This window comes from Pseudomonas sp. PH1b (genome assembly GCF_000633395.1).
Classification (GTDB): Bacteria; Pseudomonadota; Gammaproteobacteria; order Pseudomonadales; family Pseudomonadaceae; genus Aquipseudomonas.
The window spans coordinates 425,848-450,406 of the sequence record NZ_AYMU01000020.1 but is presented as its reverse complement, the minus strand read 5'-3'; the positions used below and the strand labels follow the sequence as shown (position 1 = coordinate 450,406).

Sequence of the window (24,559 nt, the reverse complement as noted above, 5' to 3'; positions counted from 1 at the left end):
GCAACTACAAACCCGACGGGGTCAGTTGCCGTCCCTGCCACTCGAAGGCCACAGGCGCCAGCACCTGATCAATCTGGGCTTCATCCCAGAGCATGCCCAGGGATTTGCCCGCCAGCGGATGCACTCGCTCAGGCGCCATCAAGGACAGCGGCCAAAGCACAAAGGCATTCTTCAAAATCTCCGCACGGGGCAGGATCAGTCCATCGAAATTGCCGGTCAGGTCCCCGTACAACAGCACGTCGATGTCCAGCGGCAGACCTTTGCGCTCTGGTGCATAACGTCCGTTGTCCGCCTCGATGAACTTCAAGCGTCGGTCCAGTTCGGTCAGGGGCAGATCGGTAAAGGCCGACACCACCAGGTTGAAGAACGGCCCACTCTTGATGCCCACCGGCTGACTTTCGAAGACCGGCGAGCAGCGCATGTCCACCAGGAAGCTTGCCAGGGCATCGAGCCCGGCTCGCAGGTGAACCTCACGCTCGATATTGCTACCGAGCCCTAGAAACACCTGAGTCAGCGACATCCGCGCTCGATCTCCACGCCCACACCCTTAGCAGCCGGAACGGCCCCTGGCTTGGTCAGTTTCAAACGCAGCCAGGGGATGTGAAATTCGCTCATCAAGACCTCGGCCAGATGCTCGGCAAAGGTTTCCACCAATTGATAGTGGGCTTGCTCGGCAAATGCCTGGATACGGGCGGAAACACTGGCATAGTCCAGTGCCAGGGTCAGATCATCCCCTGCTGCAGCCGGGCGATTGTCCCAGGCAAAGTTCAGGTCAAGACGCAGGCACTGTCGGATGCCACGCTCCCAGTCATAGGCGCCGATCACGGTGTCCACTTCCAGTCCTTCGATAAACACTCTGTCCAAGCACTCTTCTCCGCAGCACGACAAGGGCGCAATGCGCCGTTAGAATCAGGGCGTCCTCGCCCGGAATAGTTAGCATGTTTTGGTTACTGGCGATTTTCGCCTACCTGCTCGGCTCTCTGTCCTTCGCCATTTTGCTCAGCCGCCTCACGGGTAACCCCGATCCGCGAATGAGTGGCTCGGGTAATGCCGGCGCCACCAACATGCTGCGCCTGGCCGGCAAGAAACTCGCTGTCCTGACCCTGCTGGGAGATCTGTGCAAAGGCCTGGTGCCCGTGCTGATCGCTCACCTTGCGGGGCTTTCACTGCAGCAACAGGCGTGGGTCGGCCTCTACGCCGTCCTTGGCCACCTGTTCCCGCTGTACTTCCGTTTCCGCGGCGGCAAAGGTGTCGCCACCGCCGCCGGCATGTTGCTGGGGCTGTATCCCCCGGCCGCCCTGCTGGCCATTGCCGCCTGGGCACTGACCTTCTATCTCACTCGCACCAGTTCGCTGGCAGCCCTGATTGCCACGCCCCTGACCCTGCCACTGCTGGCCTGGCAGGAGCCCGAGGCGCTGCTGCCGATGAGCGTGCTCACGCTGCTGATCGTCTGGCGCCATCGCGGCAATTTACGCGACCTGTTTGCCGGGCGCGAACGGCATTTTTGAATCCCTCGGGAGAAAAGGTCTCAGTTGGTGCCGCCGCCATGCCTCGATCAGAGCGCCGACAACTGCTCCATCGGCCAACGTGCCTGCACGCTGATCGCCAGACTTTCCTGCTGCCCGGCCTGTAAACGCTGACAACCGGCAAAAGCGATCATCGCACCGTTGTCGGTACAGAACTCGGGACGAGCGTAGAACACATTGCCCTTCATCTCGTCGAGCATCTGCTCCAGGGAAGCCCGCAAGGCCTTGTTGGCACTCACACCGCCGGCAATCACCAGACGTTTCAGACCGGTCTGCTTCAAGGCCCGCTTGCACTTGATGGTCAGAGTCTCCACCACCGCCTGCTGGAACGCGAGGGAGATGTCGCAACGGGTTTGCTCACCGTCGTCCCCAGCGCTGACGCACTGCTGCCAGGCAGTCAAGGCCGAGGTCTTCAAACCGCTGAAGCTGAAATCCAGCCCTGGGCGGTCAGTCATTGGCCGCGGGAAGACAAAACGCCCTGGCACGCCCTGGGTCGCCAGGCGAGCAATCTCAGGACCGCCCGGATAGTTCAGGCCAATCATCTTCGCCGTCTTGTCGAAGGCCTCACCGGCAGCGTCATCCAGGGTCTCGCCCAGCAGTTCGTATTGGCCGATACCATCGACCCGGACCAGTTGGGTATGCCCACCCGACACCAACAAAGCGACGAACGGGAATTGCGGAGGCTGCGCCTCCAGCATCGGAGCCAACAGGTGCCCTTCCATGTGGTGGACACCCAACGCCGGAATGCCCCAGGCAAAGGCCAGCGCCTGGGCGCAGGAGGCGCCCACCAGCAACGCCCCCACCAGGCCCGGGCCGGCGGTGTAGGCGATGGCATCGATCTCGGTGGGCACGCAGTCGGCCTCGGCCAGCACCTGGCGGATCAAGGGAAGCATGCGCTTGACGTGGTCGCGGGAGGCCAGCTCAGGCACGACGCCACCGTAGGCGCGATGCAGGTCGATCTGACTGAACAGCGCGTCGGCCAGCAGGCCGCGCTCACTGTCGTAAAGTGCGACGCCGGTTTCGTCGCAGGAGGTTTCTAATCCCAGTACTAGCATGGGTTTGCGCCTTGTAGAGGCTGAATTCGAAGGCGCGCATAATAGTCGCCACTCCCGCGCCCGACCAGCGGTTTTCGATCAGAGGCTTTGCATTCCGAGCGTTGAGGGGTTAACATCCGCAACCCTTAAAAACCGACGACCTCAGCCGCGATTTTTGCGACGAGAACGTTGACCCCGGTAATGAATGAAGGTAGCTCTGGATGCCAGCCGTCAAAGTTAAAGAGAACGAACCCTTCGACGTAGCTCTGCGTCGTTTCAAGCGCTCCTGCGAAAAAGCCGGTGTTCTGGCTGAAGTTCGTAGCCGCGAATTTTACGAGAAGCCGACTTCCGAGCGTAAGCGCAAAGCAGCAGCCGCTGTTAAGCGTCACGCCAAGAAAGTTCAGCGCGAACAGCGCCGCGCCGTACGTCTGTACTAATACACAGACGTTCGCTGCAAGCTTCTGCCAAGCCCGGCCCTCAGCCGGGCTAATGGCATTTGCGGACAACGCTTGATGCTTCACCGTCGAAGCCGCCCATGCGACCCAGACGAATCTGCTTCACCACGTCAGACCTGGCTCCTGCCAGCGGTGCACGTCTTTTCTGACGAGCCTTCCAAGGCTACTGACGAGCACACCCTTAACTGATTCCTGCAGACGATCAGCCCAAGGCGCCCTTTCTCTCGCGCTCGCTTGAATGAGCTGTCCGAGGCCTGCCAACGGCCACTGTCGGACTCAGCGCAACATCTTCAAATAGTGTCGAATACTGATTGAAACTAACGTCAGTTGACGTTCGGCAGATACACTTCCCGACTGCGATCACGCCGAAAACCTGGGCCGAGCCAAGCAATCCCGACGCTTCGCCGCACCCGACCTTTCGACAGCGTCGCCAGGGCTATTTTTCCGCGCAGTGATGACGAGAACGCCATGGCCGGGCTTATTCCCCAGAGCTTTATTGACGACCTTCTGAACCGCACCGACATCGTCGATGTCGTCAGCTCGCGCCTGCAGATCAAGAAAGCCGGCAAGAACTACACCGCCTGCTGTCCGTTCCACAAAGAAAAAACCCCCTCCTTCAGCGTCAGCCCCGACAAGCAGTTCTACTACTGCTTCGGCTGCGGCGCCGGCGGCAACGCCCTCGGCTTCATCATGGACCACGACAACCTGGACTTTCCCCAGGCCGTCGAGGAACTGGCGAAAGCCGCGGGCATGGAGATCCCACGCGAGGAAAGCGGTCGCGGCCAGCGCAAGCCCCGACAACCGACCGACTCACCGCTGTATCCGCTGCTAACCGCGGCTGCCGACTACTATCGCCAGGCACTGAAAAGCCACCCAGCACGCAAGGCCGCGGTCGACTACCTCAAGGGCCGCGGACTGACCGGCGAGATCGCCCGAGACTTCGGCCTGGGTTTTGCGCCCCCCGGATGGGACAACCTGTTCAAGCACTTGAGCAGCGACACCTTGCAGCAGAAGGCCATGATCGACGCCGGCCTGCTGATCGAGAATGCCGAGACCGGTAAGCGCTACGACCGTTTTCGTGATCGAGTGATGTTCCCGATCCGCGACACTCGCGGGCGCATCATCGCCTTTGGCGGCCGGGTTTTAGGGGACGACAAACCCAAATACCTGAACTCTCCGGAAACCCCGGTCTTCCACAAGGGTCAGGAGCTCTACGGCCTGTTCGAGGCCCGCACGCACAACCGCAACCTCGACGAGATCATCGTCGTCGAGGGCTACATGGACGTGATCGCCCTGGCCCAGCAAGGCCTGCGCAATGCGGTTGCGACCCTGGGCACCGCCACCAGCGAGGAGCACCTCAAGCGCCTGTTCCGTATCGTGCCCAACGTATTGTTCTGCTTCGACGGCGACCAGGCCGGACGCAAGGCGGCATGGCGCGCCCTGGAGGCCACCCTGACCTGCCTTCAGGACGGGCGCCGCGCACGCTTCCTGTTTCTTCCGGAAGGCGAAGACCCGGACACCCTGGTTCGCTCCGAAGGCACTGACGCCTTCCGCGCCCGGATCAACCAGCACGCACAACCGCTGGCCGACTATTTTTTCCAGCAGTTGATCGATGAGGCAGACCCGCGATCCCTGGAGGGCAAGGCCCACCTGGCAACCCTGGCCGCACCGCTGATCGAGAAAATCCCCGGGGCCAACCTGAAGACCCTGATGCGCCAGCGCCTCAGCGAGATCACCGGGCTGACCCATGACACGGTCAACCAACTGGCCCATAGCGCACCCGTGCAGGCACCGCCGACCTACGACGCCGGCATCGACTACGACGCCATGCCGGATTTCGCCGACTACCATGAGCCCCACCAGGAAGCCTACACCCCACAACAAGAGTGGACGCCGAAGAAGAGTGGCAGCGGCAAGAAGTGGGAAAACAAGCCCTGGGACAAGAATGGCAAGGGCAAGCGCCAGGGCGATCGTGATCAGCCACGCGGCCCGCGCATCCCGGCGGCCGTGGAACCCCCAACGCTGGCTGCCTTGCGGACCTTGCTGCATCACCCGCAACTGGCAGAAAAAGTTGAAGATGCCGGGCATTTTGCCGATGACGACAACACCAACACGCAGTTGCTGGTGGCTCTGATCGAAGCCGTTCAGAAAAATCCTAAGCTACGCTCTATTCATCAGCTGATGGCGCGCTGGCACGGCACTCAGCAAGGGCATTTGCTCACCGCCCTGGCGGAAAAAGAATGGCTGATCGACGGAGATAACCTTGAACAACAGTTTTTCGACACCATTAATAGTTTGTCCGCTCGCCAACGCGAGCGTGTTTTAGAGCAACTTCTGAGGAAATCGCGTCAAAGCGAACTCGACAGCGAAGAGAAAAAACAGCTGGTTGAGCTCCTAAAACGCAATGTTCCCGCATCAAACCCGACCTCAACTGGCGCGTGAGGTCATAGCTCGGGTATAATCCTCGGCTTGTTTTTTGCCCGCCAAGACCTTCAGTGGATAGGGTGTTATGTCCGGAAAAGCGCAACAGCAGTCTCGCCTCAAAGAGTTGATCAGCCGTGGACGTGAGCAGGGTTACCTGACTTACGCGGAGGTCAACGACCACCTGCCGGAGGATATTTCAGATCCGGAACAGGTGGAAGACATCATCCGCATGATCAACGACATGGGGATCAACGTATTCGAGAGTGCTCCGGATGCGGATGCCCTTTTGTTGGCCGAAGCCGACACCGACGAAGCAGCAGCTGAAGAAGCCGCCGCAGCGTTGGCGGCCGTGGAAACCGACATTGGTCGCACTACCGACCCAGTGCGCATGTACATGCGCGAAATGGGCACGGTAGAGCTGCTCACACGTGAAGGCGAAATCGAAATCGCCAAGCGTATCGAAGAGGGTATCCGTGAAGTGATGGGCGCTATCGCGCACTTCCCTGGCACTGTGGATCACATCCTCTCCGAATACACTCGCGTCACCACCGAAGGTGGCCGCCTGTCTGACGTTCTCAGCGGTTACATCGACCCGGATGACGGCATTACGCCGCCTGCCGCCGAAGTGCCACCGCCTGTCGACACCAAGACCGCGAAAGCGGACGACGACAGCGACGAAGAAGAAGCTGAAGCGAGCGACGAGGAAGAGGAAACCGAAAGCGGTCCGGATCCTGTCATCGCCGCACAGCGCTTTGGTGCCGTTGCCGATCAGATGGAGATCACCCGCAAGGCGCTGAAGAAGCACGGTCGCGAGAACAAGCAAGCCATCGCCGAAATGCTGGCCCTGGCTGAGCTGTTCATGCCGATCAAGCTGGTACCGAAGCAATTCGAAGGCTTGGTTGAACGTGTTCGCAGCGCCCTGGATCGCCTGCGTCAGCAAGAGCGCGCCATCATGCAGCTTTGCGTGCGTGATGCCCGCATGCCGCGTGCCGACTTCCTGCGCCAGTTCCCGGGCAACGAAGTGGATGAAAGCTGGACCGACGCCCTGGCCAAAGGCAAGAGCAAGTACGCCGAAGCCATTGCCCGCCTGCAGCCGGACATCATCCGTTGCCAGCAGAAGCTGTCTGCTCTTGAAGCCGAAACCGGCTTGAAGATTGCCGAGATCAAGGACATCAACCGTCGCATGTCGATCGGTGAGGCCAAGGCCCGCCGCGCGAAGAAAGAGATGGTCGAAGCCAACTTGCGTCTGGTGATCTCCATCGCCAAGAAGTACACCAACCGTGGCCTGCAATTCCTCGACCTGATCCAGGAAGGCAACATCGGCTTGATGAAAGCGGTGGACAAGTTCGAATACCGTCGCGGCTACAAGTTCTCGACCTATGCCACCTGGTGGATCCGTCAGGCGATCACTCGCTCGATCGCCGACCAGGCCCGCACCATCCGTATTCCGGTGCACATGATCGAGACGATCAACAAGCTCAACCGCATTTCCCGGCAGATGCTGCAGGAAATGGGTCGCGAACCGACCCCGGAAGAGCTGGGCGAACGCATGGAAATGCCCGAGGACAAGATCCGCAAGGTATTGAAGATCGCTAAAGAGCCGATCTCCATGGAAACCCCGATCGGTGATGACGAAGACTCCCATCTGGGCGACTTCATCGAAGACTCGACCATGCAGTCGCCAATCGATGTGGCCACCGTTGAGAGCCTGAAGGAAGCGACCCGCGAAGTACTCTCCGGCCTCACTGCTCGTGAAGCCAAGGTGCTGCGGATGCGTTTCGGCATCGACATGAATACCGACCACACTCTCGAAGAGGTCGGCAAGCAGTTCGATGTAACCCGCGAGCGGATTCGTCAGATTGAAGCCAAGGCGCTGCGCAAGCTGCGCCACCCGACGAGAAGCGAGCATTTGCGCTCCTTCCTCGACGAGTAAGCCCAAGACCCCCAGCCCTGCTGGGGGTTTTGCTTTTTAGCGCCCCTCCCTCCCCCTGCTGCCCAGCCCGTCTACACTCGACACATTCCCCGTTCCATGACGAGACGGTTTATGCCCAGACTGTCGGCCATGCTTTTGCTGGCGCTGCTCACTTGGACTGCAACGGCTGGCGCGCTGACTCTCACCGATGAAGAACGTAGCTGGCTCAAAGCCCACCCGGAACTACGCCTAGGTGTAGACGCCTCATGGCCGCCATTCGAATATCGGGACGAGGAAGGCCGCTATCAGGGCCTTGCCGCGGATTACATCCAGCTGATCCAGGAACGCTTGTCGATCACCCTCAAGCCAGTCGAGCCCGCCAGCTGGACTGCCGTGCTCGAGGACGCCAAGCAAGGCAAGCTGGACCTGCTGCCAGGGATCATGTCGACCCCGGAACGCCAGAGCTACATGGCGTTCACCCGGCCCTACCTGGACTTTCCCATTGTGATCCTCGCCCATGAAGGTGGCGCACAACCCCACACGCTTCAGGACCTCTACGGCCTCAAGGTGGCCGTGGTGGAAAACTATGCCCCCCATGAGCTGCTGCGCACCCATCACCCGGATCTGAACCTAGTGGCCCTGCCCAATGTCAGTTCGGCCCTGCAGGCCCTGGCCACCGATGAAGTGGACGCGGTGGTCGGCGACCTGGCCTCCAGCGTCTGGAGCCTGCGTCAGCTCAAGCTCGACGGCCTCTACGTCAGCGGCGAAACCCCGTATCGCTACCAACTTGCGATGGGCGTGCCCCGGGACAGCAAGATCCTGGTGGGGATTCTCGACAAGGTCCTGGCGGACCTGAGCCCCGAGGAAATCAGCGCGATCCAGCAGCATTGGGTCGGCAGCGTGCTGGATCACCGCACCTTCTGGTCGGACGTACTTCTCTATGGCCTCCCCGGCCTGCTGCTTCTGGTCACCGTGCTGGCCGTGGTGATCCGCATCAACCGCCGCCTGAGTTCGGAAATCTCCCGCCGGGTCGCCCTTGAACAGGAACTGCGCAGTAGCGAATACCATTACCGCAGCCTGGTGGAGAGCCTGTCAGCCATTGCCTGGGAAGCCCGCATCAGTGATTTCACCTACAGCTACGTCTCGCCCCACGCCGAGGCCTTGCTGGGTTACCCCCTGTCCCACTGGCTGATCCCCGGGTTCTGGCGCAACATCATCCACCCCGCCGACCTGACCCGCGCCCAGGCCTTCTGCGACCACGAAGTGCAGGCCGGACGCGACCACAGCCTCGACTACCGGGTGATCACCGCCGACGGTCGCTGCCTCTGGGTGCGCGACATCGTCAGCCTGATCGAGCACGGCCACGAACCGGTGATGCGCGGGCTGATGATCGACATCAGCGAGACCAAGCACACCGAAGAGGCCTTGCGCCTGTCGGAACAGAAGTTCGCCTCGGTGTTCCAGCAATGCCCGGACATCCTGGTCATCGCGCGCCTGTCCGACGGCTGCCTGCTGGAGGTCAACAAGGCCTTCGAGGAACAGATCGGCCTGAGCGCCGGCCAAGTCGTCGGCCAGACCGCCACCGACCTCAATATCTGGGGCATTCCCGGCGTGGGGCCAGGTCTTCTGCAGCGCCTGCAGGCAGGCAGCATCCGCAACCTGGAAATGCCCTTTCGCCGCCACAACGGCCAGCTCTTCACTGGCTTGATCTCGGCCGAGCCCTTTGACCTCGACACCACACCGGCGCTGGTGGTCGTGGTTCGCGACATCAGCCAACTCAAGGAAACCCAACAGCAACTGCAAACCTCCGAGGAGAAATTCGCCAAGGCGTTCCATGCCTCGCCGGATGGGCTGCTGCTGACCCGGCAGCGAGACGGATTGCTGATTGAGGTGAACGAGGGCTTCAGCCGCATCACCGGCTTCAACAGCGCCATGTCCCTGGATCGCTCGACCCTCGACCTGGGCATCTGGGTCAATCTCAATGAGCGCAAACAGATGCTCGACCTGCTGCAGCGCGACGGCTTCGTCCGTGACTTCAGCTGCCATATCCGCCGCAGCGATGGCCAGATCCGCCTCTGCGAACTGTCGAGTCGACCACTGCCCATCGGCGACGACAACTGCATGTTGACCATTGCCCGCGACATCACCGACCGCCACCAGATGCAGGAAAAACTGCTGCAAGCCGCCACCGTGTTTGAAAGTACGGCCGAAGGGGTGATGATCACCGACACCCAGCAGCGCATCAGTGCAGTCAATCGCGCCTTCAGCGAAATCACCGGCTACAGCGAAAGTGAAGCCCTCGGCCACACTCCACGCCTGCTCGCTTCCGGGCTGCATGACAGCGCCTTCTATGCCGCGATGTGGCATCAACTGACCCTTGAAGGCCATTGGCAGGGCGAAATTTCCAATCGCCGCAAGAACGGTGAGTACTACCCCAATTGGCTGACCATCAACGCGGTACGCAACGCCGACCGGCAAATCACTCATTTCGTAGCGGTGTTCGCCGATATCTCCAGCCTCAAGCACGCTCAGGCGCGGCTCGATTACCAGGCTCACCACGACCCGCTGACCGGCTTGCCGAACCGGACCCTGTTCGAGAGCCGACTGCTGACGGCGCTCAACAGCCAGGAAGAGAGCGGCAGCCAGGGCGCGGTGCTGTTTCTCGACCTGGACCGCTTCAAGCACATCAATGACAGCCTCGGCCACCCGGTGGGCGACCTGCTGCTCAAAGGCATCGCGGTACGCCTCAAGGAGCAGTTGCGCGACATCGACACCGTGGCCCGCCTGGGCGGGGATGAATTCATCATCCTGCTGCCGGGCCTGCATCAGTCCAGCGACGCCGACCATATCGCCACCAAGCTGCTGAATTGCTTTACCGCGCCCTTTCAGGCCGGCGAACACGAGTTCTTCATCAGTGCCAGCATCGGCACCAGCCTGTATCCCAAGGATGGTTGCGACGTCGCCACCTTGATCAAGAACGCTGACGCCGCCATGTATCGCTCCAAGGCCAAGGGCCGCAACCGGGTCGAACGCTACACCCGCGACCTCACGGCTCAGGCCAGCGAACGGGTGGCCCTGGAACACGAATTGCGACGGGCCATCGAACGCGATGAACTGTCGCTGTATTTCCAGCCCAAGATCAGCCTCAGCAACCACGAACTGGTGGGCGCCGAAGCTCTGATCCGCTGGCACCATCCCAGCTTCGGCGATGTGCCTCCCGAGCACTTCATCCCGCTGGCCGAAGAGAACGGCATGATCCTGCTGATCGGTGACTGGGTGCTGGAACGGGCCTGCCAGCAGCTCAATGCCTGGCACCAGCGCTACGAAAGCTTCGGCCCGCTGTCGGTGAACCTGGCCGGCGCCCAACTGCGCCAACCCAATCTGCTGAGCCGCATCGAACAATTGCTGCGCGAATACGACCTGCAGCCCGGGATGCTGCAGTTGGAGATCACCGAGAACTTCATCATGAGCCAGACCGAGGAAGCCCTGGAGGTGCTGCATCAGCTCAAGCACCTGGGTGTCCAACTGGCCATCGACGACTTCGGAACCGGCTACTCGTCCCTCAGCTACCTCAAGCGCCTGCCCCTGGATTTCCTCAAGATCGACCAGTCCTTTGTCCGCGGGCTGCCGGATGACCCCCACGACGTGGCAATCGTACGTGCCATCATCGCCCTGGGACGCAGCATGCAATTCACGGTGATTGCCGAAGGCGTTGAAAACCAGGACCAGCAGACCTTTCTCGCCATGGAAGGCTGCGAACAGATACAGGGCTACATCGTCAGCCTGCCGCTGGAGGCCGAAGAGTTTTGCACAACCTTCCTGCAGATCCGGGTTTCCGATTTTTCGGATAGCACAGCCGAGAAACCATCGTTATAATCCGCCGCCTACTGAGGGCCTATAGCTCAGTTGGTTAGAGCAGAGGACTCATAATCCTTTGGTCCACGGTTCAAGTCCGTGTGGGCCCACCACCTTCAAAGCCGCGCACTGCGCGGCTTTCGTGTATCTGGCGCAATGAATTATTCAGGGCGGGGAGATTGCACAACATCGGATGTGTCCAGAATGTGTCCAGGACGTTTGGCCATAGGGTTCAAATTGACCACCTCGGCCATGTGTCCAGGACTGAAGTGCGCGTACTTCTGAGTCATTGCCAACGACGAGTGCCCGAGCACTTTTTGTAGGGTGATGATGTCCCCACCGTTCATCATGTAACAGCTGGCGAACGTATGCCGCAGGACGTGCGTCAACTGCCCAGGTGGCAGATCCAGCGCGACAGCATCAACCGCCCGCCTGAAAATCTCATAGCACGGCTTAAACGGCAGAGCCTTGTGCAGCCGCTGCTCAAGCGCCTTGGAGATCGGCACGGTTCTGTTCTTGCTGGCCTTGGTTTTACTGTAGTGAATCCGCTGCTGGCGCACCTGACGTACCTGCTGCCGCCCCACCGTGCACACGTCGATAAGCACACCTCGGCTATCAGCAGCGCCTCAGCGTCCATTTCCTGCAGACAGGTATGGCAGCACAGCAAGGCCTGCCAGCAGCGGGTCGATGCCGATGGCAACTGGCTGCACCAGACTGATGGAAAGATCCAGGACAAGGCGATCGAGCGCGAGGTGGAAGCCCTGGACAACGCCGAGCGCTTCCAGAATCACACCAGGACGGTGGACGACCATTCAACCGAGTCAGTGGGAGGGGTCAAGAAGATCCAGGCCATGGAGCGCTCAAGCTGCTTTCAGGCGGTTCTGCCATCCCGGCCGCAGTGGATGACCTGCACCAGGCCACCGGCGGCGGCTTGAACCTGGTGGTGGGGCAGAAGGTCAACGCCACAGCGGGCGGTGACCTGCAGGAGCAGATCCTGGGGTTGCGCAAGAGCGTGAGCGGGATCAGTCAGAGCCTGCAGGCGCCCAAGACCTGGCTCGGGCCAGAATCGGTCAACGTGCTGCAGGTGTTGTGCGACCTGCTGGACCTGGTGCAGGAGATGAACATTCAACTGGCTGGCCATACTCACGGCCCAACACCACCACCGAGTAATGCCGCCGCATCCATGACCGCAAAACAGCAAGCCGAATGGCTTAAACCGATTACTAAGTAAAGTGAGTATTGAAAGTTAAGCGAGCAAAGTAGTCCTTTACCTGTTTGACCGGATATACGAGATATACCGTATGACCTAGGTCACAATAAAATTGTGTATTGCACAATACAGATCAATGCACAAATGACCGCTCATCGGAAAGTTCTGCAATCATAGTGTTGTAAAGTGTTGTCGTTTATTTCTTCTAACGGTAATGCGGATTTAGTCACGCTTGAGGACAAACCCTTATGCTCTAGGCGTTAGACCGAAGCGCATCATTTTTGCCTCTCTCTAAAACGAGGAAGCCCGGGCGGGGACTGGCCCCGCCCGGGCTGCTCGTGCTGAAAATCTGTGGTTGCTCCGGTTCAAAAAAAACCAGATCATTCCCTCAACCACCGCTTCAGCCATTTCTCTTTGTATCCGCAAATCGAAGGTTATGGTCTAGCTGCCTCTCAGTCAATCGGGTGAACCTTGAACTGCTTACGTAAGTACGTATGTAAGTTGCTCTAAGTATAGGATCGCTGGTTTCAGAGCATGTTAGGCGGCGGGAGGTAAGTTCTATTTAATAGAACTTTTCTTTTCACTTTGTGGAGAGTTTAAACGGTGAATTTCAACCTCCGTTTTATCCCTGAAGAATTGATCCGTGCGTTGCAAGCCGCGTACTGGTCAATCCGTTTGGTACGTATCTTGTTGCAGCCATAACGGAAACAGGCGGGGGCTTCGGCCCCCGTTTTCACTTCCCCATTCTGTAATCATTACACCTCCCGGCACCACCAGGACTGCGCATAGGCGCAGCCATCGATGTACTCGATCCCGCTCAGTACAAAGCCTGTGGGAGCCATGCTGGATAGCGATGCATCCCGTAGTTGGGGCAAGTGCTCAGGATCAAGCGGCATTACGCCTAGAAGCCTTGCAACCGTCGTACTGCTGCCCAGTTCGGGGTCTATTTCAGCCCTCACCCTCACGTCAGCCTTTATTGCCCTGTAGCGCCTCCTTTCGTCCGGATTGAGCGCGATGCCCTCTCGTCGCATAGGCGTTACCAACATCTGCATAGAAACCACCTATTCGGCGCTGTCGGGAAAACTCAAGCCGATCACGCTGTAACGACAAAGGGCGCCGAGGCGCCCTTTTTTGTGCATGTGGTGTTATTCGTCGCTCAGTCGTTCAGCCGCCTTACGGTAGACCTGATCACGCTCGCGCTTATCGACAGCTACCACAAACACCAAAACCTCCCGATCAATCACCTGATAGACCAGCCGATAGCCACTGCTACGCAGCTTGATCTTGTAGCAGTCAGGCAAAGAATGCAGGCGGTTGGCTTCAATCCGTGGATTAGCCAGTATCGTTGCCAGCTTCTTTTTGAGCTGCTGGCGCACGGTGCCCCCCAGCTTTTGCCACTCTTTTAAGGCTCGAGCATCGAACTCAAGGCTATAGGTCATCTAGCGAAACCTTCACCCTTTGGGGGGCGCTCAGTCTCTCGCGAACAGTGGCGATCAGCGCTTCATCGTCCTCTGTCATCAGGACGGGGCGGAAAGGCAGTTGGCCGCGCTCTGCCACGTACTGCAAGGCTTGCCGCATTAGTTCGGATGGGGTGACGCCGAGCCTCTCAAGTTCCTGGTAAGCACGCGCTTTGAGGTCGTCGTCGACACGGATATTGATAGAAGCCATGGAATAGCCCTCGCGTAATGACATTTGTCATTACATTAATGCAAGGAGAGTTTTTGGGCAAGACTGCAAGGCCGGGGCTGTCTTCCCCCTCCCAATTGCCCTCGCAACTCAGCCAGAGTCTTTCGCAGTCGGAAAATCCCGACCACGGAAAAAAACCTCATGAAAAAGCACTTATCCTCCTCCCGCCGACGGGCTCTGCGTCCTTTTTTTGTGCAAACCGGCGGGAGATGCAAAGGGGACTGCGGACCAGGCCAGCCGCAGGGCCTGGGCTGGTGGTGGCCATTGCACGGTGTGAAAGGTTTTGTAAGGGTGTGCAATGGCCACTGCAAAAAGTGTCCAGAATGTGTCCAGGCACCCGAGCACTCTATGGGGAATATGGGACAAGACGCCCAGTAAAACCTGAACTTATAAAGGTTTTCCCAATGGATGCGGGTCTTTTTTGGGGGCTCATAATCCTTTGGTCCACGGTTCAAGTCCGTGTGGGCCCACCACCTTCAAAGCCGCGCACTGGCGCGGCTTTTTTGTGCCTGTCGATCCCTCTGCATCGGCTGTTATCTGGCAAACCGCCACCTTAAATCATCTCCGCCAGCCTCTCGTTGCTCCCTTCAAAAGAACTCAAGCGCCGCCTCAGGAACTCGTCGACGCCTTGGCCGCGCGGCGGGTGAAAATCGGTAGGGGGTGGAGTAACTGGCCGCACTGGGCCGCATCAGCGTCGGCGCCGAACAGGGCACGCAGCGCTTGCGTGCCGCCTTCGCCAGGGTTGCCCAGGCCTGATGCCGCAGCCCCTCATCAATGCACAAGCCGCGCTATGCGCGGCTTGTGCATGGCCCGGCGTACAGCGGTTACTTGGGCAACGCGTAGGCAATCACGTAGTCGCCCCGGTCGGTCGACTGTCGGGCACCGCCTGCGGTGAGCAGAATGTACTGGCGCCCGGTCTTGGGAGAGACATAGGTCATCGGCCCCGACTGGCTGCCCACCGGCAGGCGGGCTTTCCAGATTTCGTTGCCGTTGCCGGAGTCGAAGGCCCGCAGGTAGAAGTCCTGGGTGCCGGCGAAGAACAGCAGGCCGGACTGGGTGGCCAGGGAAGCGCCCAGGGTCGGCATGCCGATCGGGATCGGCAGGTGCATGCGGATCCCCAGCGGGCCGGTGTCCTGCACGGTGCCCACCGGCACTTGCCATACCAGCTTGCGGGTCTTCAGGTCGATGGCCGACATCGTGCCAAACGGCGGCTTCTGGCAGGGAATGCCCGCCGCCGAGAGGAAGCGCTGGCGCATGGCGCCGAACGGCGTGCCTTCCTGGGGCACCACGCCCATTTCGATGCCGCTGGCGCCGGCGGCGATCTGGTCCCGGGGGATCATGTAGTTGGCCAGGCCCAGGCGCATGTCGTTGACGAACATGTAGTTGCTGGTGGGGTCCACCGACACGCTGCCCCAGTTCATGCCACCCAGGGATCCCGGGAACTGCAGCGCATGATCCAGACCCGGCGGGGTGTATACGCCCTCATGGCGCATGCCCTTGAACTGGATGCGGCACATCAACTGGTCAAAGGGCGTGGCGCCCCACATGTCGGACTCGCTCAGGGTCTGGTTGCCGATGGACGGCATTTCCACCGAGAACGGCTGGGTTGGCGAATAACGCTCACCCGGCACATTACCCTGGGGCACCGGACGCTCTTCGACCCGGGCAATGGGTTTCCCGGTCTCGCGGTTGAGCAGGAAGATCTCGCCCTGCTTGGTGACCTGGGCCAGCGCCGGTTGCACTCCGCCCTTGTCATCCGGAATGTCGTACAGCAGCGGCTGGGCCGGCAGGTCGAAGTCCCAGAGGTCGTGGTGGGTCGTCTGGAAATGCCAGCGCACCTGGCCGGTCTTGACGTCGAGGGCGACGATGGAGGAGTTCCATTGGTCATCGAACTCGGTGCGCTGGCCGCCGAAGAAGTCCGGGGTGGCGTTGCCGGTCGGCAGGTACACCAGGCCCAGCTTGGCGTCATAGGACATTGCCGACCAGACGTTTGGCGTGCCGCGGGTATAGGTTTCACCTGCGGGTGGACGCTTGGTGGTTGTCGGGTTGCCCGGGTCCCAGGCCCACTTCAACTCGCCGCTGCGCACGTCGAAGGCCCGCACCACGCCCGGTGGCTCCCCGGTGGAGAAGTTGTCCGCCACTCGGCCGCCTACGATCACCAGGGTGCCGGCCACCAGCGGCGTGGAGGTTTGCTGGTAGTAACCCGGCTTGATCTCGCCCATGTCGGTCTTCAGGTCGACCGTGCCCTTGTCACCGAAGTCCTCACAGGGTTTGCCGGTTTCTGCGTTGATGGCAATCAGCCTTGCATCACCGGTGGGCAAGAACAGCCGCTTGCTGCAGGCAGCAGGTGTGGAGGCAGACTCGGCAGCCGACGTGGTGGAAACCTCGAAATAGCCCAGGCCACGGCAGCGCTGCCAGTTTGGCGCGGAGCCTTTGGGGTCGAACCTCCAGCGCTCGGTGCCGGTGTCGGCGTCCAGGGCGAACACCTTGCCGTAGGCAGTGCAGGTGTAGACCGTGTTGCCGATCTGCAGCGGTGTGTTCTGGTCTTCGGCGCCGGCCCCGTTGCTTTCAGGCAAGTCGCCGGTACGGAAGGTCCAGGCCACCTGCAATTGATCGATATTGCCCTTGTTGATCTGGTCCAGTGCGGCGAAACGGTTGCCCGCCGTGGTGTTGCCCCAGTGGGCCCAATCTTTTTGTTCAGTGCCTGGAGCCACTGGCTGGATCGCCGGCACCTGATCAGCCGAGACCACGTGAGTAGGTACGAACATGTAGCCGAAGGTCGCCACAACGCCGACTCCCAGCAATCCCGCCACAGCATAGGCACCCCGCCCGGCACGGGCGCCGGAAGCTCGCATCAGGGTCGGATAGACCAGCGCCACCACCAGGCCTATCACGGCGAAGGTCAGCACCCGCGAAACCAGCGGCCAATACTCCAGGCCCGCGTCCCAGACGGCCCAGAGCGCGGTCAGCACCAGGGCCACGCCGTACAGCCAGGCACCACGCGGATTGCGACGCGCAATCAGCAACCCGGAAACCAGCATCGCCAGGCCCATCAGCAGGAAATAGGCACTGCCCCCCAGGCTGACGAGGTAACCCCCGCCTCCGGCCAGGCCCAACCCGATCAGGGCAATCAGGATACCCAACCCCGCAAGCAACCCTTTGCTGCCGGCGGCAGCCCCTGTGTGTCTCATCGTGAATACCTCTGCCATCTGTAAACCAGTCCGCGAGAATGTACTAACCAGTTACTTATGACAATCTGCCGCAGGCCATTTGTTTCAAAAAAATTCCGGCGCTTGCACGCAGGCGCAGCACTCGTCACCGCCCGGGACCGAGAGCGAGGCTGTAACATGGGCGCTCTCGATAGCCGTGCTGGAGCCCACCTTGTCCGATAGCCGCCCTCCCGTTCTTGACGAAGTCGACCGTCAATTGATCGCCGCGCTGCAGATCAACGCCCGCGAAAGCGTGGCGATGCTGGCCCGGCAATTGGGTATCGCCCGCACCACCGTGACCTCGCGCCTGGCACGCCTGGAGAAAACCCGGGTGATCACCGGCTACGGCGTGCGCCTGGGCCAGCGTGTGGTCGATGGCGGCTTGCAGGCGTATGTCGGCATCAAGGTCCAGCCGCGTTCCGGCAAGGAAGTCCTGCGTCGCTTGAGCGGCATGGCCCAGGTCCAGCAGTTGTGCGCGGTCAGTGGCGAATTCGACTACGTGGCCTGGCTGCGCACCGACTCGCCAGAGCAACTGGACCAATTGCTGGACCAGATCGGCAGCGTCGATGGCGTGGAAAAGACCACCACCTCGATCATCCTCAGCAGCAAGATCGATCGCGGCCATGCGCTGTGAGGCAGTCCCGGCGCACTCGCAACGGCATAGCCAAGATGAACTCGTCGTTTTGCGATAATGGTTCGTCACATAGATAAATAACAATGCATAACGACGACAGTTTGCGTCTTATTAACGTGTTTTACCCTCTCTAAAATGGCTGCCATCTTTTCCTATACTCAGCACACTGCTGAGCCGCCCGCCAAGGTCAGCCATGAACAAGAACAATCGCCATCCTGCAGACGGTAAGAAGCCGATCACCATCTTCGGCCCGGACTTCCCTTTCGCCTTCGACGACTGGATCGAGCATCCCGCCGGCCTGGGCAGTATTCCCCAGGCCCAGCACGGCACCGAAGTGGCAATTGTCGGCGCCGGCATCGCCGGGCTGGTGGCGGCCTACGAGCTGATGAAGCTGGGCCTCAAGCCGGTGGTCTACGAAGCATCGAAAATGGGCGGCCGCCTGCGCTCCCAGGCCTTCGAAGGCGCCGAAGGGATCATCGCCGAGCTGGGTGGCATGCGCTTTCCTGTGTCATCCACGGCCTTCTACCACTACGTCGACAAGCTCGGCCTGCAGACCAAGCCCTTTCCCAACCCGCTGACCCCGGCCTCGGGCAGCACGGTCATCGACCTCGAAGGCCAGACCCACTACGCTCAGAAGCTCGCCGACCTGCCGGCACTGTTCCAGGAAGTCGCCGACGCCTGGGCCGACGCCCTGGAAGATGGCTCACGCTTCAGCGAGATCCAGCAGGCAATCCGCGACCGCGACGTGCCGCGCCTCAAGGAGCTGTGGAACACCCTGGTGCCGCTGTGGGACGACCGCACCTTCTACGACTTCGTCGCCACCTCCAAGGCCTTTGCCAAGCTGTCGTTCCACCATCGTGAAGTGTTCGGCCAGGTGGGCTTCGGCACCGGTGGCTGGGACTCGGACTTCCCCAACTCGATGCTGGAAATCTTCCGCGTGGTGATGACCAACTGCGACGATCACCAGCACCTGGTGGTGGGCGGCGTCGAGCAGGTGCCCCTGGGCATCTGGCGCCACGTCCCTGAGCGCTGCGCTCACTGGCCGGCCGGCACCAGCCTCAGCTCGCTGCACCACGGCGCGCCGCGCACCGGGGTCAAGCGCATTGCCCGGGCTGCCGACGGCCGTTTCAGCGTCACCGACAACTGGGGCGATACCCGGGAATACGCAGCGGTACTGACCACCTGCCAGAGCTGGCTGTTGACCACCCAGATTGAATGCGAGGAGTCGCTGTTCTCGCAGAAGATGTGGATGGCCCTGGACCGCACCCGCTACATGCAGTCGTCGAAAACCTTCGTCATGGTCGACCGGCCATTCTGGAAGGACAAGGATCCGGAAACCGGTCGCGATCTGATGAGCATGACCCTCACCGACCGTCTGACCCGCGGCACCTACCTGTTCGATAATGGCGACGACAAGCCGGGGGTGATCTGCCTGTCCTACTCATGGATGAGCGATGCCCTGAAGATGCTTCCGCAGCCGGTGGAAAAACGCGTGAAGCTGGCATTGGACGCGCTGAAGAAGATCTACCCCAAGGTGGACATCGCCAGTCGCATCATCGGCGACCCGATCACCGTGTCCTGGGAGGCCGATCCGCACTTCCTCGGCGCCTTCAAGGGCGCGCTGCCGGGCCACTATCGCTACAACCAACGGATGTATGCGCACTTCATGCAGGACGACATGCCCGCCGAGCAGCGCGGTATCTTCATCGCCGGCGACGACGTGTCCTGGACCCCGGCCTGGGTCGAAGGCGCAGTGCAGACCTCGCTGAACGCGGTGTGGGGGATCATGAAGCACTTCGGTGGCGCCACTCATGCCGAGAACCCGGGCCCAGGGGATGTGTTCCACGAGATCGGGCCAATTGCCCTGGCCGACTGAAACCGGCGGCCGGGCAGGTGCTCGTCCCCGCAGGTACCCTCTGCGGGGATGTCGTATGAACCTGTGACAACGGCTACAGTGGCCGGTCTGTCAGTGAGTGGAGTGAAGACCATGCGCGTCGCCCTGTATCAGTGCCCGCCACGGCCGCTGGATGTGGCCGGCAACCTGCAACGCCTGCATCAGGTGGCCATGGAAGCCACCGATGCCGATCTGCTGGTGCTGCCGGAGATGTTCCTCAGCGGCTACAACATTGGCCTGGAAGCAGTTGCTGCCCTGGCGGAGGCTCAGGACGGCCCGTCGGCCCAGCGCATCGCCGCCATCGCCCAGGCGGCCGGCACGGCGATTCTCTATGGCTACCCGGAGCGCAGTGCCGACGGCCAGATCTACAACGCCGTGCAATTGATCGATGCCCATGGCCAGCGCCTGTGCAACTACCGCAAGACCCATCTGTTCGGCGACCTCGACCACTCGATGTTCAGCGCCGGCGACGATGATTTCCCCCTCGTGGAACTGGACGGCTGGACGCTCGGCTTCCTGATCTGCTACGACATCGAGTTCCCGGAAAATGCGCGTCGCCTGGCCCTGGCGGGTGCCGAGCTGATTCTGGTGCCGACCGCCAATATGGTGCCCTACGACTTCGTCGCCGACGTGACGATTCGCGCCCGGGCCTTCGAGAACCAGTGCTACGTGGCCTATGCCAACTACTGTGGCCATGAAGAGCAGATCCGCTACTGCGGGCAAAGCAGCATCGCCGCCCCCGACGGTAGCCGGATTGCCCTGGCCGGGCTCGACGAGGCTTTGATCATCGGCACCCTGGACCGAGAGTTGATGGCCGAGTCTCGAGCGCTCAACCGCTATCTTGCCGATCGCCGTCCCGAGCTTTACGACGACCTGAACAAGCGCTGATCCAGGGATATCCGCTAGCATGAGCGCTTCTCTGTTCTGGAAGTGCTCATGCCCGCGCTGAACCACCCTCTGCCCCACCTGGAAACCCTGGCCAACGGCCTGCAGGTGTCCTTGCGTCATGCTCCCCATTTGAAACGCTGCGCGGCGGCCCTGCGTGTAGCTGCCGGCAGTCACGATGTGCCGCTGGCCTGGCCGGGCCTGGCGCACTTCCTGGAACACTTGCTGTTTCTCGGTACCGAGCGCTTTCCCGCCGATCAGGGACTGATGACCTATGTCCGCGCCCAGGGTGGGCAACTGAACGCCAAGACCTGCGAGCGCAGTACCGAGTTCTTTTTCGAGCTGCCGGTCGCAGCGTTTGCCGGTGCCCTCGAGCGCCTGGGCGACATGCTCGGCCGGCCGCGCCTGAGCCTGGAAGATCAGCGACGGGAACGGGAAGTCCTGCACGCGGAGTTCATCGCCTGGTCCCGGGATGGGGCGGCGCAACGTCAGTTCGCACTGTATGACGGCTTGTCTGCGGCCCATCCCCTGCGGGCCTTTCACGCGGGCAACCGCTACAGCCTGAACCTGCCCAACAGTGCTTTCCAGCACGCCCTGCAGCAGTTTTATCGGGCTTTCTACCAGACCGGGCAGATGACCCTGAGCCTCGCCGGGCCACAGCCCCTGGAAGAGCTTCGGGCCCTGGCCGAGCGCTGCGCCGTGGAGTTGCCCAGTGGGAAGCGTATTGCGCAGAGTCGCCCACCCGCGTTGCTGACATCCTCCACCACGACTTATCAACAACTCGGCGCACAGCGCCAGGATCTGCTGTTTGCCCTTGAACAGCTACCCGAGGGCGCAGCTGCCGCACTGGACTTTCTCTGTACCTGGCTGCAATCGGCCAAACCCGGCGGACTGCTCGCCGAACTGCAGCAACGTCACCTGGCCCATAGCCTGAAAGCGACGCCGCTGTACCAGTTTGCCGGACAAGCCCTGCTGCACCTGGAGCTCGGCCTTTGCACAGAAAAACCGACAGCAGCGGCTCAGACCCAGGCGCTGCTGATGGAATGGCTGGGGTTCTTCAGCGCCCAGGCCGATTGGCCACAGTTGCAGGAAGAATATGCCTTGCTGCAACAACGCCGGAGCCAGTCCAGCAGCGCCCTGGAGCTGGCGCAACGAGACTGCCGGCAAATCGTCGGCGAACTGGATGAGCTGGGGCTGGTTGCCCTCAAGCAAGTGCTCGAGCAACTGCAGCCCCAGGCGATGGACAACTTCAGCAGCGACTGGCGCCTGCCCCCGCCCAACCCGTTCCTGCGCCCGACCAGCGAAGCACCGCGGGCGGGATTGATTCGCGGCCAGACCAGCGCTCATCGGGGACTGCGTACCTTTGCCCAGGACCGTTCCCGGGGGAGGCGAGAACCGTCGGCCTTGAGCTTCAGCCAGGCGCTGCCAAGCGAGAGTGCCGAGGCGGCACTGAGGTTGCGCTGGCGCCTGGCCTCGCCCGCACCGGCCGGCCTCCACGCGCGCTTGGATCGCAGTCTGGAGCCGTTGCGCATTGATGCTCGCCAAGCCGGGGTGGAACTGGGTTTCTCGACGGCAGGACCAGACTGGTTGCTGACACTGAGCGGCCTGCACGCCCCTCTGCCTGCCGTACTGCAGCAAGCCTTGAAGACCCTCAGCCATCCCACCGAATCATTCTGGCTGCAGAACGAGGCGACCACCGACCAAGCACCGTTGATGCCGATCCGTCAGTTGCTGAAGATATTCAGCGAGCAACCCCTGCCCAGCGGCCCATCAGCGCAGGGCCCGCAGGCACTGCAAGCACTGTGGGCCGCTGCCCGCTGGGATGGGCTGGCTTTGGCATTGCCGGCCAGTGCACAAGAAGCCCTCAGCCGGGCGCTGCATCAAATGCCCGGTACGGCGGATACCACCCTCCGCCAGCCGGCAGCGCCTGAAGGCCGGTACCAGTGGCACTGCTTGTCTGGAGAGCCCGGCGAACATGGGTTGTTGCTGTTCTGCCCGACACCGGGTGCCAGCCTTGCCGATGAAGCGGCCTGGCGCATGCTGGGGCAGGTCTGCCAGACACCGTTCTATCAACGGCTGCGAGTCGAGTTGCAGTTGGGCTATGCGGTATTCAGTGCAGTGCGCCAGCGTAATGGCCAGACCGGCCTGCTGTTCGGCGTGCAATCTCCCAACGCCAACGCCACGCACCTACTCCAGCACCTCGAAGAGTTCCTCCAGCGTCTGCCTGAGGGGATCATGTCGCTCAGCGAACCGGCCTGGAACGAACAGCGGACGGCTCTGGCGCGCCAGTTCGAACCAGCAACGCTGCCCCTGCTCCATGCCATGGAACTGCTATGGCAGGCAAAGCTGGCCGGCCATCCGTCGGATTACCTGCAGCAGTTGCAGACCTGCATCGACGCGCTCACGCCTGAGGGCACGGCCCAGGCCGCCGAGCACCTCAAGGAAGCGAGCGGAGGCTGGAGGGCCTGGGCCAACGGGCCCTGCCCGGGTTCGCCCTGGCAAGTGGCAGAATGATCATTACCCGCGCTGCAATGAGCTTTCTTCAGAATTGCGGGCAACCTGCAGCAGGAATTTAGTAAGATAGCCCCCTAAGCATCTGAACATCTCCCGCTGGAGGTGGACTATATGTATAGGCAACAATCGTCCCATCCACCCCATAGGAGCACTTTTATGACTTGGTCCAAACCGGCTTACACCGACCTGCGTATCGGCTTCGAAGTCACCATGTACTTCGCCAGCCGCTAATTTCTGCCTCTGGCCAGAAACGCAGCGCAACGCCTCGGCCCGTCCGGGGCGTTTTTATTTTCAGTTCTCCATCTTTTTTCCAGTCCTCATCCAGGGAGCATTCATGTTCGTCCAGATTCTAGGTTCCGCCGCCGGCGGTGGTTTTCCGCAGTGGAACTGCAACTGCGTGAACTGCGCAGGGTTTCGCGACGGCAGCCTGCGGGCCCAGGCGCGCACTCAATCGTCCATCGCGATTTCCGATGACGGGGTGAACTGGGTGCTGTGCAACGCCTCCCCGGACATCCGTGCCCAGCTCCAGAGCTTCGCCCCCATGCAGCCGGGCCGTGCGCTGCGGGACACCGGGATCGGCGCCATCATCCTCATGGACAGCCAGATCGATCACACCACCGGCCTGCTCAGCCTGCGCGAAGGTTGCCCGCATCAGGTCTGGTGCACCGACATGGTCCATGAAGACCTGAGCACCGGCTTTCCCCTGTTCAAGATGCTCAGCCACTGGAACGGCGGCCTGAACTGGAACCGCATCGAGCTCGACCAGAGCTTCACCGTTCCTGCCTGCCCCAACCTGCGCTTCACTCCCTTGCCCCTGCGCAGCGCGGCCCCTCCTTATTCGCCCCACCGCTTCGATCCTCACCCGGGAGACAACATCGGCCTGATCGTCGAGGACCTGCGCAGCGGCGGCAAACTCTTCTACGCCCCAGGGCTGGGCAAGGTAGAGGGTCCTTTGCTGGAAATCATGTCTGCCAGCGATTGCCTGCTGCTGGACGGCACCCTGTGGGAAGACGACGAGATGCAGCGCCGCGGCGTCGGCACCCGCACCGGCCGGGAAATGGGCCACCTGGCCCAGAACGGCCCCGGCGGCATGCTCGAAGTACTGGAGCAACTGCCCCGCCAGCGCAAGGTGCTGATCCACATCAACAACACCAACCCGATCCTTGACGAAGACTCCGCCGAACGTGCCGAACTGGTACGCCGAAAGGTGGAAGTGGCTTACGACGGAATGAGTATTGAGCTGTAGGACCAATCGACTACAAGCTCGACCAGAGCCTTGGGCCTCTATGCGCAGGAGCGGGTCTGCCCGCAAAGCGGCCGA

General features: G+C 61.3%; 19 protein-coding genes, 1 tRNA gene and 1 pseudogene. 13 read left to right on the top strand and 8 right to left on the bottom strand.

Annotated features, from left to right (window positions below):
• Nucleotides 1–4 precede the first annotated feature (4 nt).
• Entirely contained in the window at nt 5–520 is a 516-nt protein-coding gene (folK, locus tag U873_RS0127210) for a 2-amino-4-hydroxy-6-hydroxymethyldihydropteridine diphosphokinase (RefSeq protein ID WP_025131255.1), read from the bottom strand.
• Nucleotides 511–864: a dihydroneopterin aldolase gene (gene folB, locus U873_RS0127205; protein ID WP_025131254.1), complete on the bottom strand. Its 354-nt coding sequence runs from the start codon at nt 862–864 to the stop codon at nt 511–513. The genes folK and folB overlap by 10 nt, the downstream gene beginning before the upstream one ends.
• Before the next feature lie 74 nt (nt 865–938).
• Here folB and plsY point away from each other — a divergent pair, with 74 nt between their 5' ends.
• Nucleotides 939–1,508 (top strand): glycerol-3-phosphate 1-O-acyltransferase PlsY, encoded by a 570-nt coding sequence (gene plsY / locus U873_RS0127200; protein WP_019094979.1) that lies wholly within the window; start codon nt 939–941, stop codon nt 1,506–1,508.
• Nucleotides 1,509–1,555: 47 nt separating this feature from the next.
• Here plsY and tsaD read toward each other — a convergent pair whose 3' ends face one another.
• On the bottom strand, nt 1,556–2,581 hold the full coding sequence (tsaD, locus tag U873_RS0127195) for a tRNA (adenosine(37)-N6)-threonylcarbamoyltransferase complex transferase subunit TsaD (RefSeq protein WP_025131253.1): 1,026 nt from the start codon (nt 2,579–2,581) through the stop codon (nt 1,556–1,558).
• Between the two features lie 200 nt (nt 2,582–2,781).
• Between tsaD and rpsU the strand changes: the two genes are divergently transcribed.
• The 5 genes from rpsU to U873_RS0127170 all read left to right on the top strand — a co-directional run bounded on the left by rpsU (nt 2,782) and on the right by U873_RS0127170 (nt 11,319).
• A complete protein-coding gene (rpsU, locus tag U873_RS35495) occupies nt 2,782–2,997 on the top strand; it encodes a 30S ribosomal protein S21 (RefSeq protein WP_002551877.1) in 216 nt (71 codons plus the stop codon).
• Nucleotides 2,998–3,483: 486 nt separating this feature from the next.
• A complete protein-coding gene (gene dnaG, locus U873_RS0127185; protein ID WP_025131252.1) occupies nt 3,484–5,457 on the top strand; it encodes a DNA primase in 1,974 nt (657 codons plus the stop codon).
• A gap of 67 nt (nt 5,458–5,524) precedes the next feature.
• On the top strand, nt 5,525–7,372 hold the full coding sequence (rpoD, locus tag U873_RS0127180; protein ID WP_025131251.1) for an RNA polymerase sigma factor RpoD: 1,848 nt from the start codon (nt 5,525–5,527) through the stop codon (nt 7,370–7,372).
• A 111-nt stretch (nt 7,373–7,483) separates the two neighbouring features.
• Nucleotides 7,484–11,227: a bifunctional diguanylate cyclase/phosphodiesterase gene (locus tag U873_RS0127175; RefSeq protein ID WP_025131250.1), complete on the top strand. Its 3,744-nt coding sequence runs from the start codon at nt 7,484–7,486 to the stop codon at nt 11,225–11,227.
• 15 nt (nt 11,228–11,242) lie between these two features.
• Nucleotides 11,243–11,319 (top strand) — tRNA-Ile (locus U873_RS0127170).
• Between the two features lie 48 nt (nt 11,320–11,367).
• Here the strand turns inward: U873_RS0127170 and U873_RS34545 are convergent.
• Nucleotides 11,368–11,712: a tyrosine-type recombinase/integrase gene (locus U873_RS34545; protein ID WP_256245025.1), complete on the bottom strand. Its 345-nt coding sequence runs from the start codon at nt 11,710–11,712 to the stop codon at nt 11,368–11,370.
• 141 nt (nt 11,713–11,853) lie between these two features.
• Between U873_RS34545 and U873_RS34540 the strand changes: the two are divergent.
• Nucleotides 11,854–12,437: pseudogene (locus U873_RS34540) on the top strand (hypothetical protein); the annotation flags it as partial.
• A 734-nt stretch (nt 12,438–13,171) separates the two neighbouring features.
• On the opposite strand, the gene U873_RS0127155 reads toward U873_RS34540, so the two are convergent.
• From U873_RS0127155 to U873_RS0127140, 4 genes are all read right to left on the bottom strand, one after another.
• Nucleotides 13,172–13,468 (bottom strand): hypothetical protein, encoded by a 297-nt coding sequence (locus U873_RS0127155; protein WP_025131246.1) that lies wholly within the window; start codon nt 13,466–13,468, stop codon nt 13,172–13,174.
• Between the two features lie 93 nt (nt 13,469–13,561).
• Entirely contained in the window at nt 13,562–13,855 is a 294-nt protein-coding gene (locus U873_RS0127150) for a type II toxin-antitoxin system RelE/ParE family toxin (protein WP_025131245.1), read from the bottom strand.
• Nucleotides 13,845–14,084: a type II toxin-antitoxin system RelB/DinJ family antitoxin gene (locus U873_RS0127145; protein WP_025131244.1), complete on the bottom strand. Its 240-nt coding sequence runs from the start codon at nt 14,082–14,084 to the stop codon at nt 13,845–13,847. Before U873_RS0127145 ends, U873_RS0127150 begins: the two co-directional genes overlap by 11 nt.
• 842 nt (nt 14,085–14,926) lie before the next feature.
• On the bottom strand, nt 14,927–17,293 hold the full coding sequence (locus U873_RS0127140; protein WP_025131243.1) for a glucose/quinate/shikimate family membrane-bound PQQ-dependent dehydrogenase: 2,367 nt from the start codon (nt 17,291–17,293) through the stop codon (nt 14,927–14,929).
• A gap of 190 nt (nt 17,294–17,483) precedes the next feature.
• Between U873_RS0127140 and U873_RS0127135 the strand changes: the two genes are divergently transcribed.
• The 6 genes from U873_RS0127135 (at nt 17,484) to pqqB (ending at nt 24,484) form a co-directional block, all read left to right on the top strand.
• Nucleotides 17,484–17,945 (top strand): Lrp/AsnC family transcriptional regulator, encoded by a 462-nt coding sequence (locus U873_RS0127135; protein ID WP_011063845.1) that lies wholly within the window; start codon nt 17,484–17,486, stop codon nt 17,943–17,945.
• Between the two features lie 193 nt (nt 17,946–18,138).
• Nucleotides 18,139–19,821, top strand: a complete 1,683-nt coding sequence (locus U873_RS0127130; protein ID WP_025131242.1) for an NAD(P)/FAD-dependent oxidoreductase — start codon at nt 18,139–18,141, stop codon at nt 19,819–19,821.
• A gap of 111 nt (nt 19,822–19,932) precedes the next feature.
• Nucleotides 19,933–20,727, top strand: coding sequence for a carbon-nitrogen hydrolase family protein (locus tag U873_RS0127125; protein WP_025131241.1), 795 nt, complete (start codon nt 19,933–19,935; stop codon nt 20,725–20,727).
• A gap of 48 nt (nt 20,728–20,775) precedes the next feature.
• Complete coding sequence (pqqF, locus tag U873_RS0127120; RefSeq protein WP_025131240.1) at nt 20,776–23,238, top strand: pyrroloquinoline quinone biosynthesis protein PqqF; 2,463 nt, start codon at nt 20,776–20,778, stop codon at nt 23,236–23,238.
• 156 nt (nt 23,239–23,394) lie between these two features.
• Nucleotides 23,395–23,469, top strand: a complete 75-nt coding sequence (gene pqqA / locus U873_RS35490; RefSeq protein ID WP_003194766.1) for a pyrroloquinoline quinone precursor peptide PqqA — start codon at nt 23,395–23,397, stop codon at nt 23,467–23,469.
• Nucleotides 23,470–23,572: 103 nt separating this feature from the next.
• Nucleotides 23,573–24,484, top strand: a complete 912-nt coding sequence (gene pqqB / locus U873_RS0127115) for a pyrroloquinoline quinone biosynthesis protein PqqB (protein ID WP_025131239.1) — start codon at nt 23,573–23,575, stop codon at nt 24,482–24,484.
• The last annotated feature ends 75 nt before the right edge of the window (nt 24,485–24,559 follow it).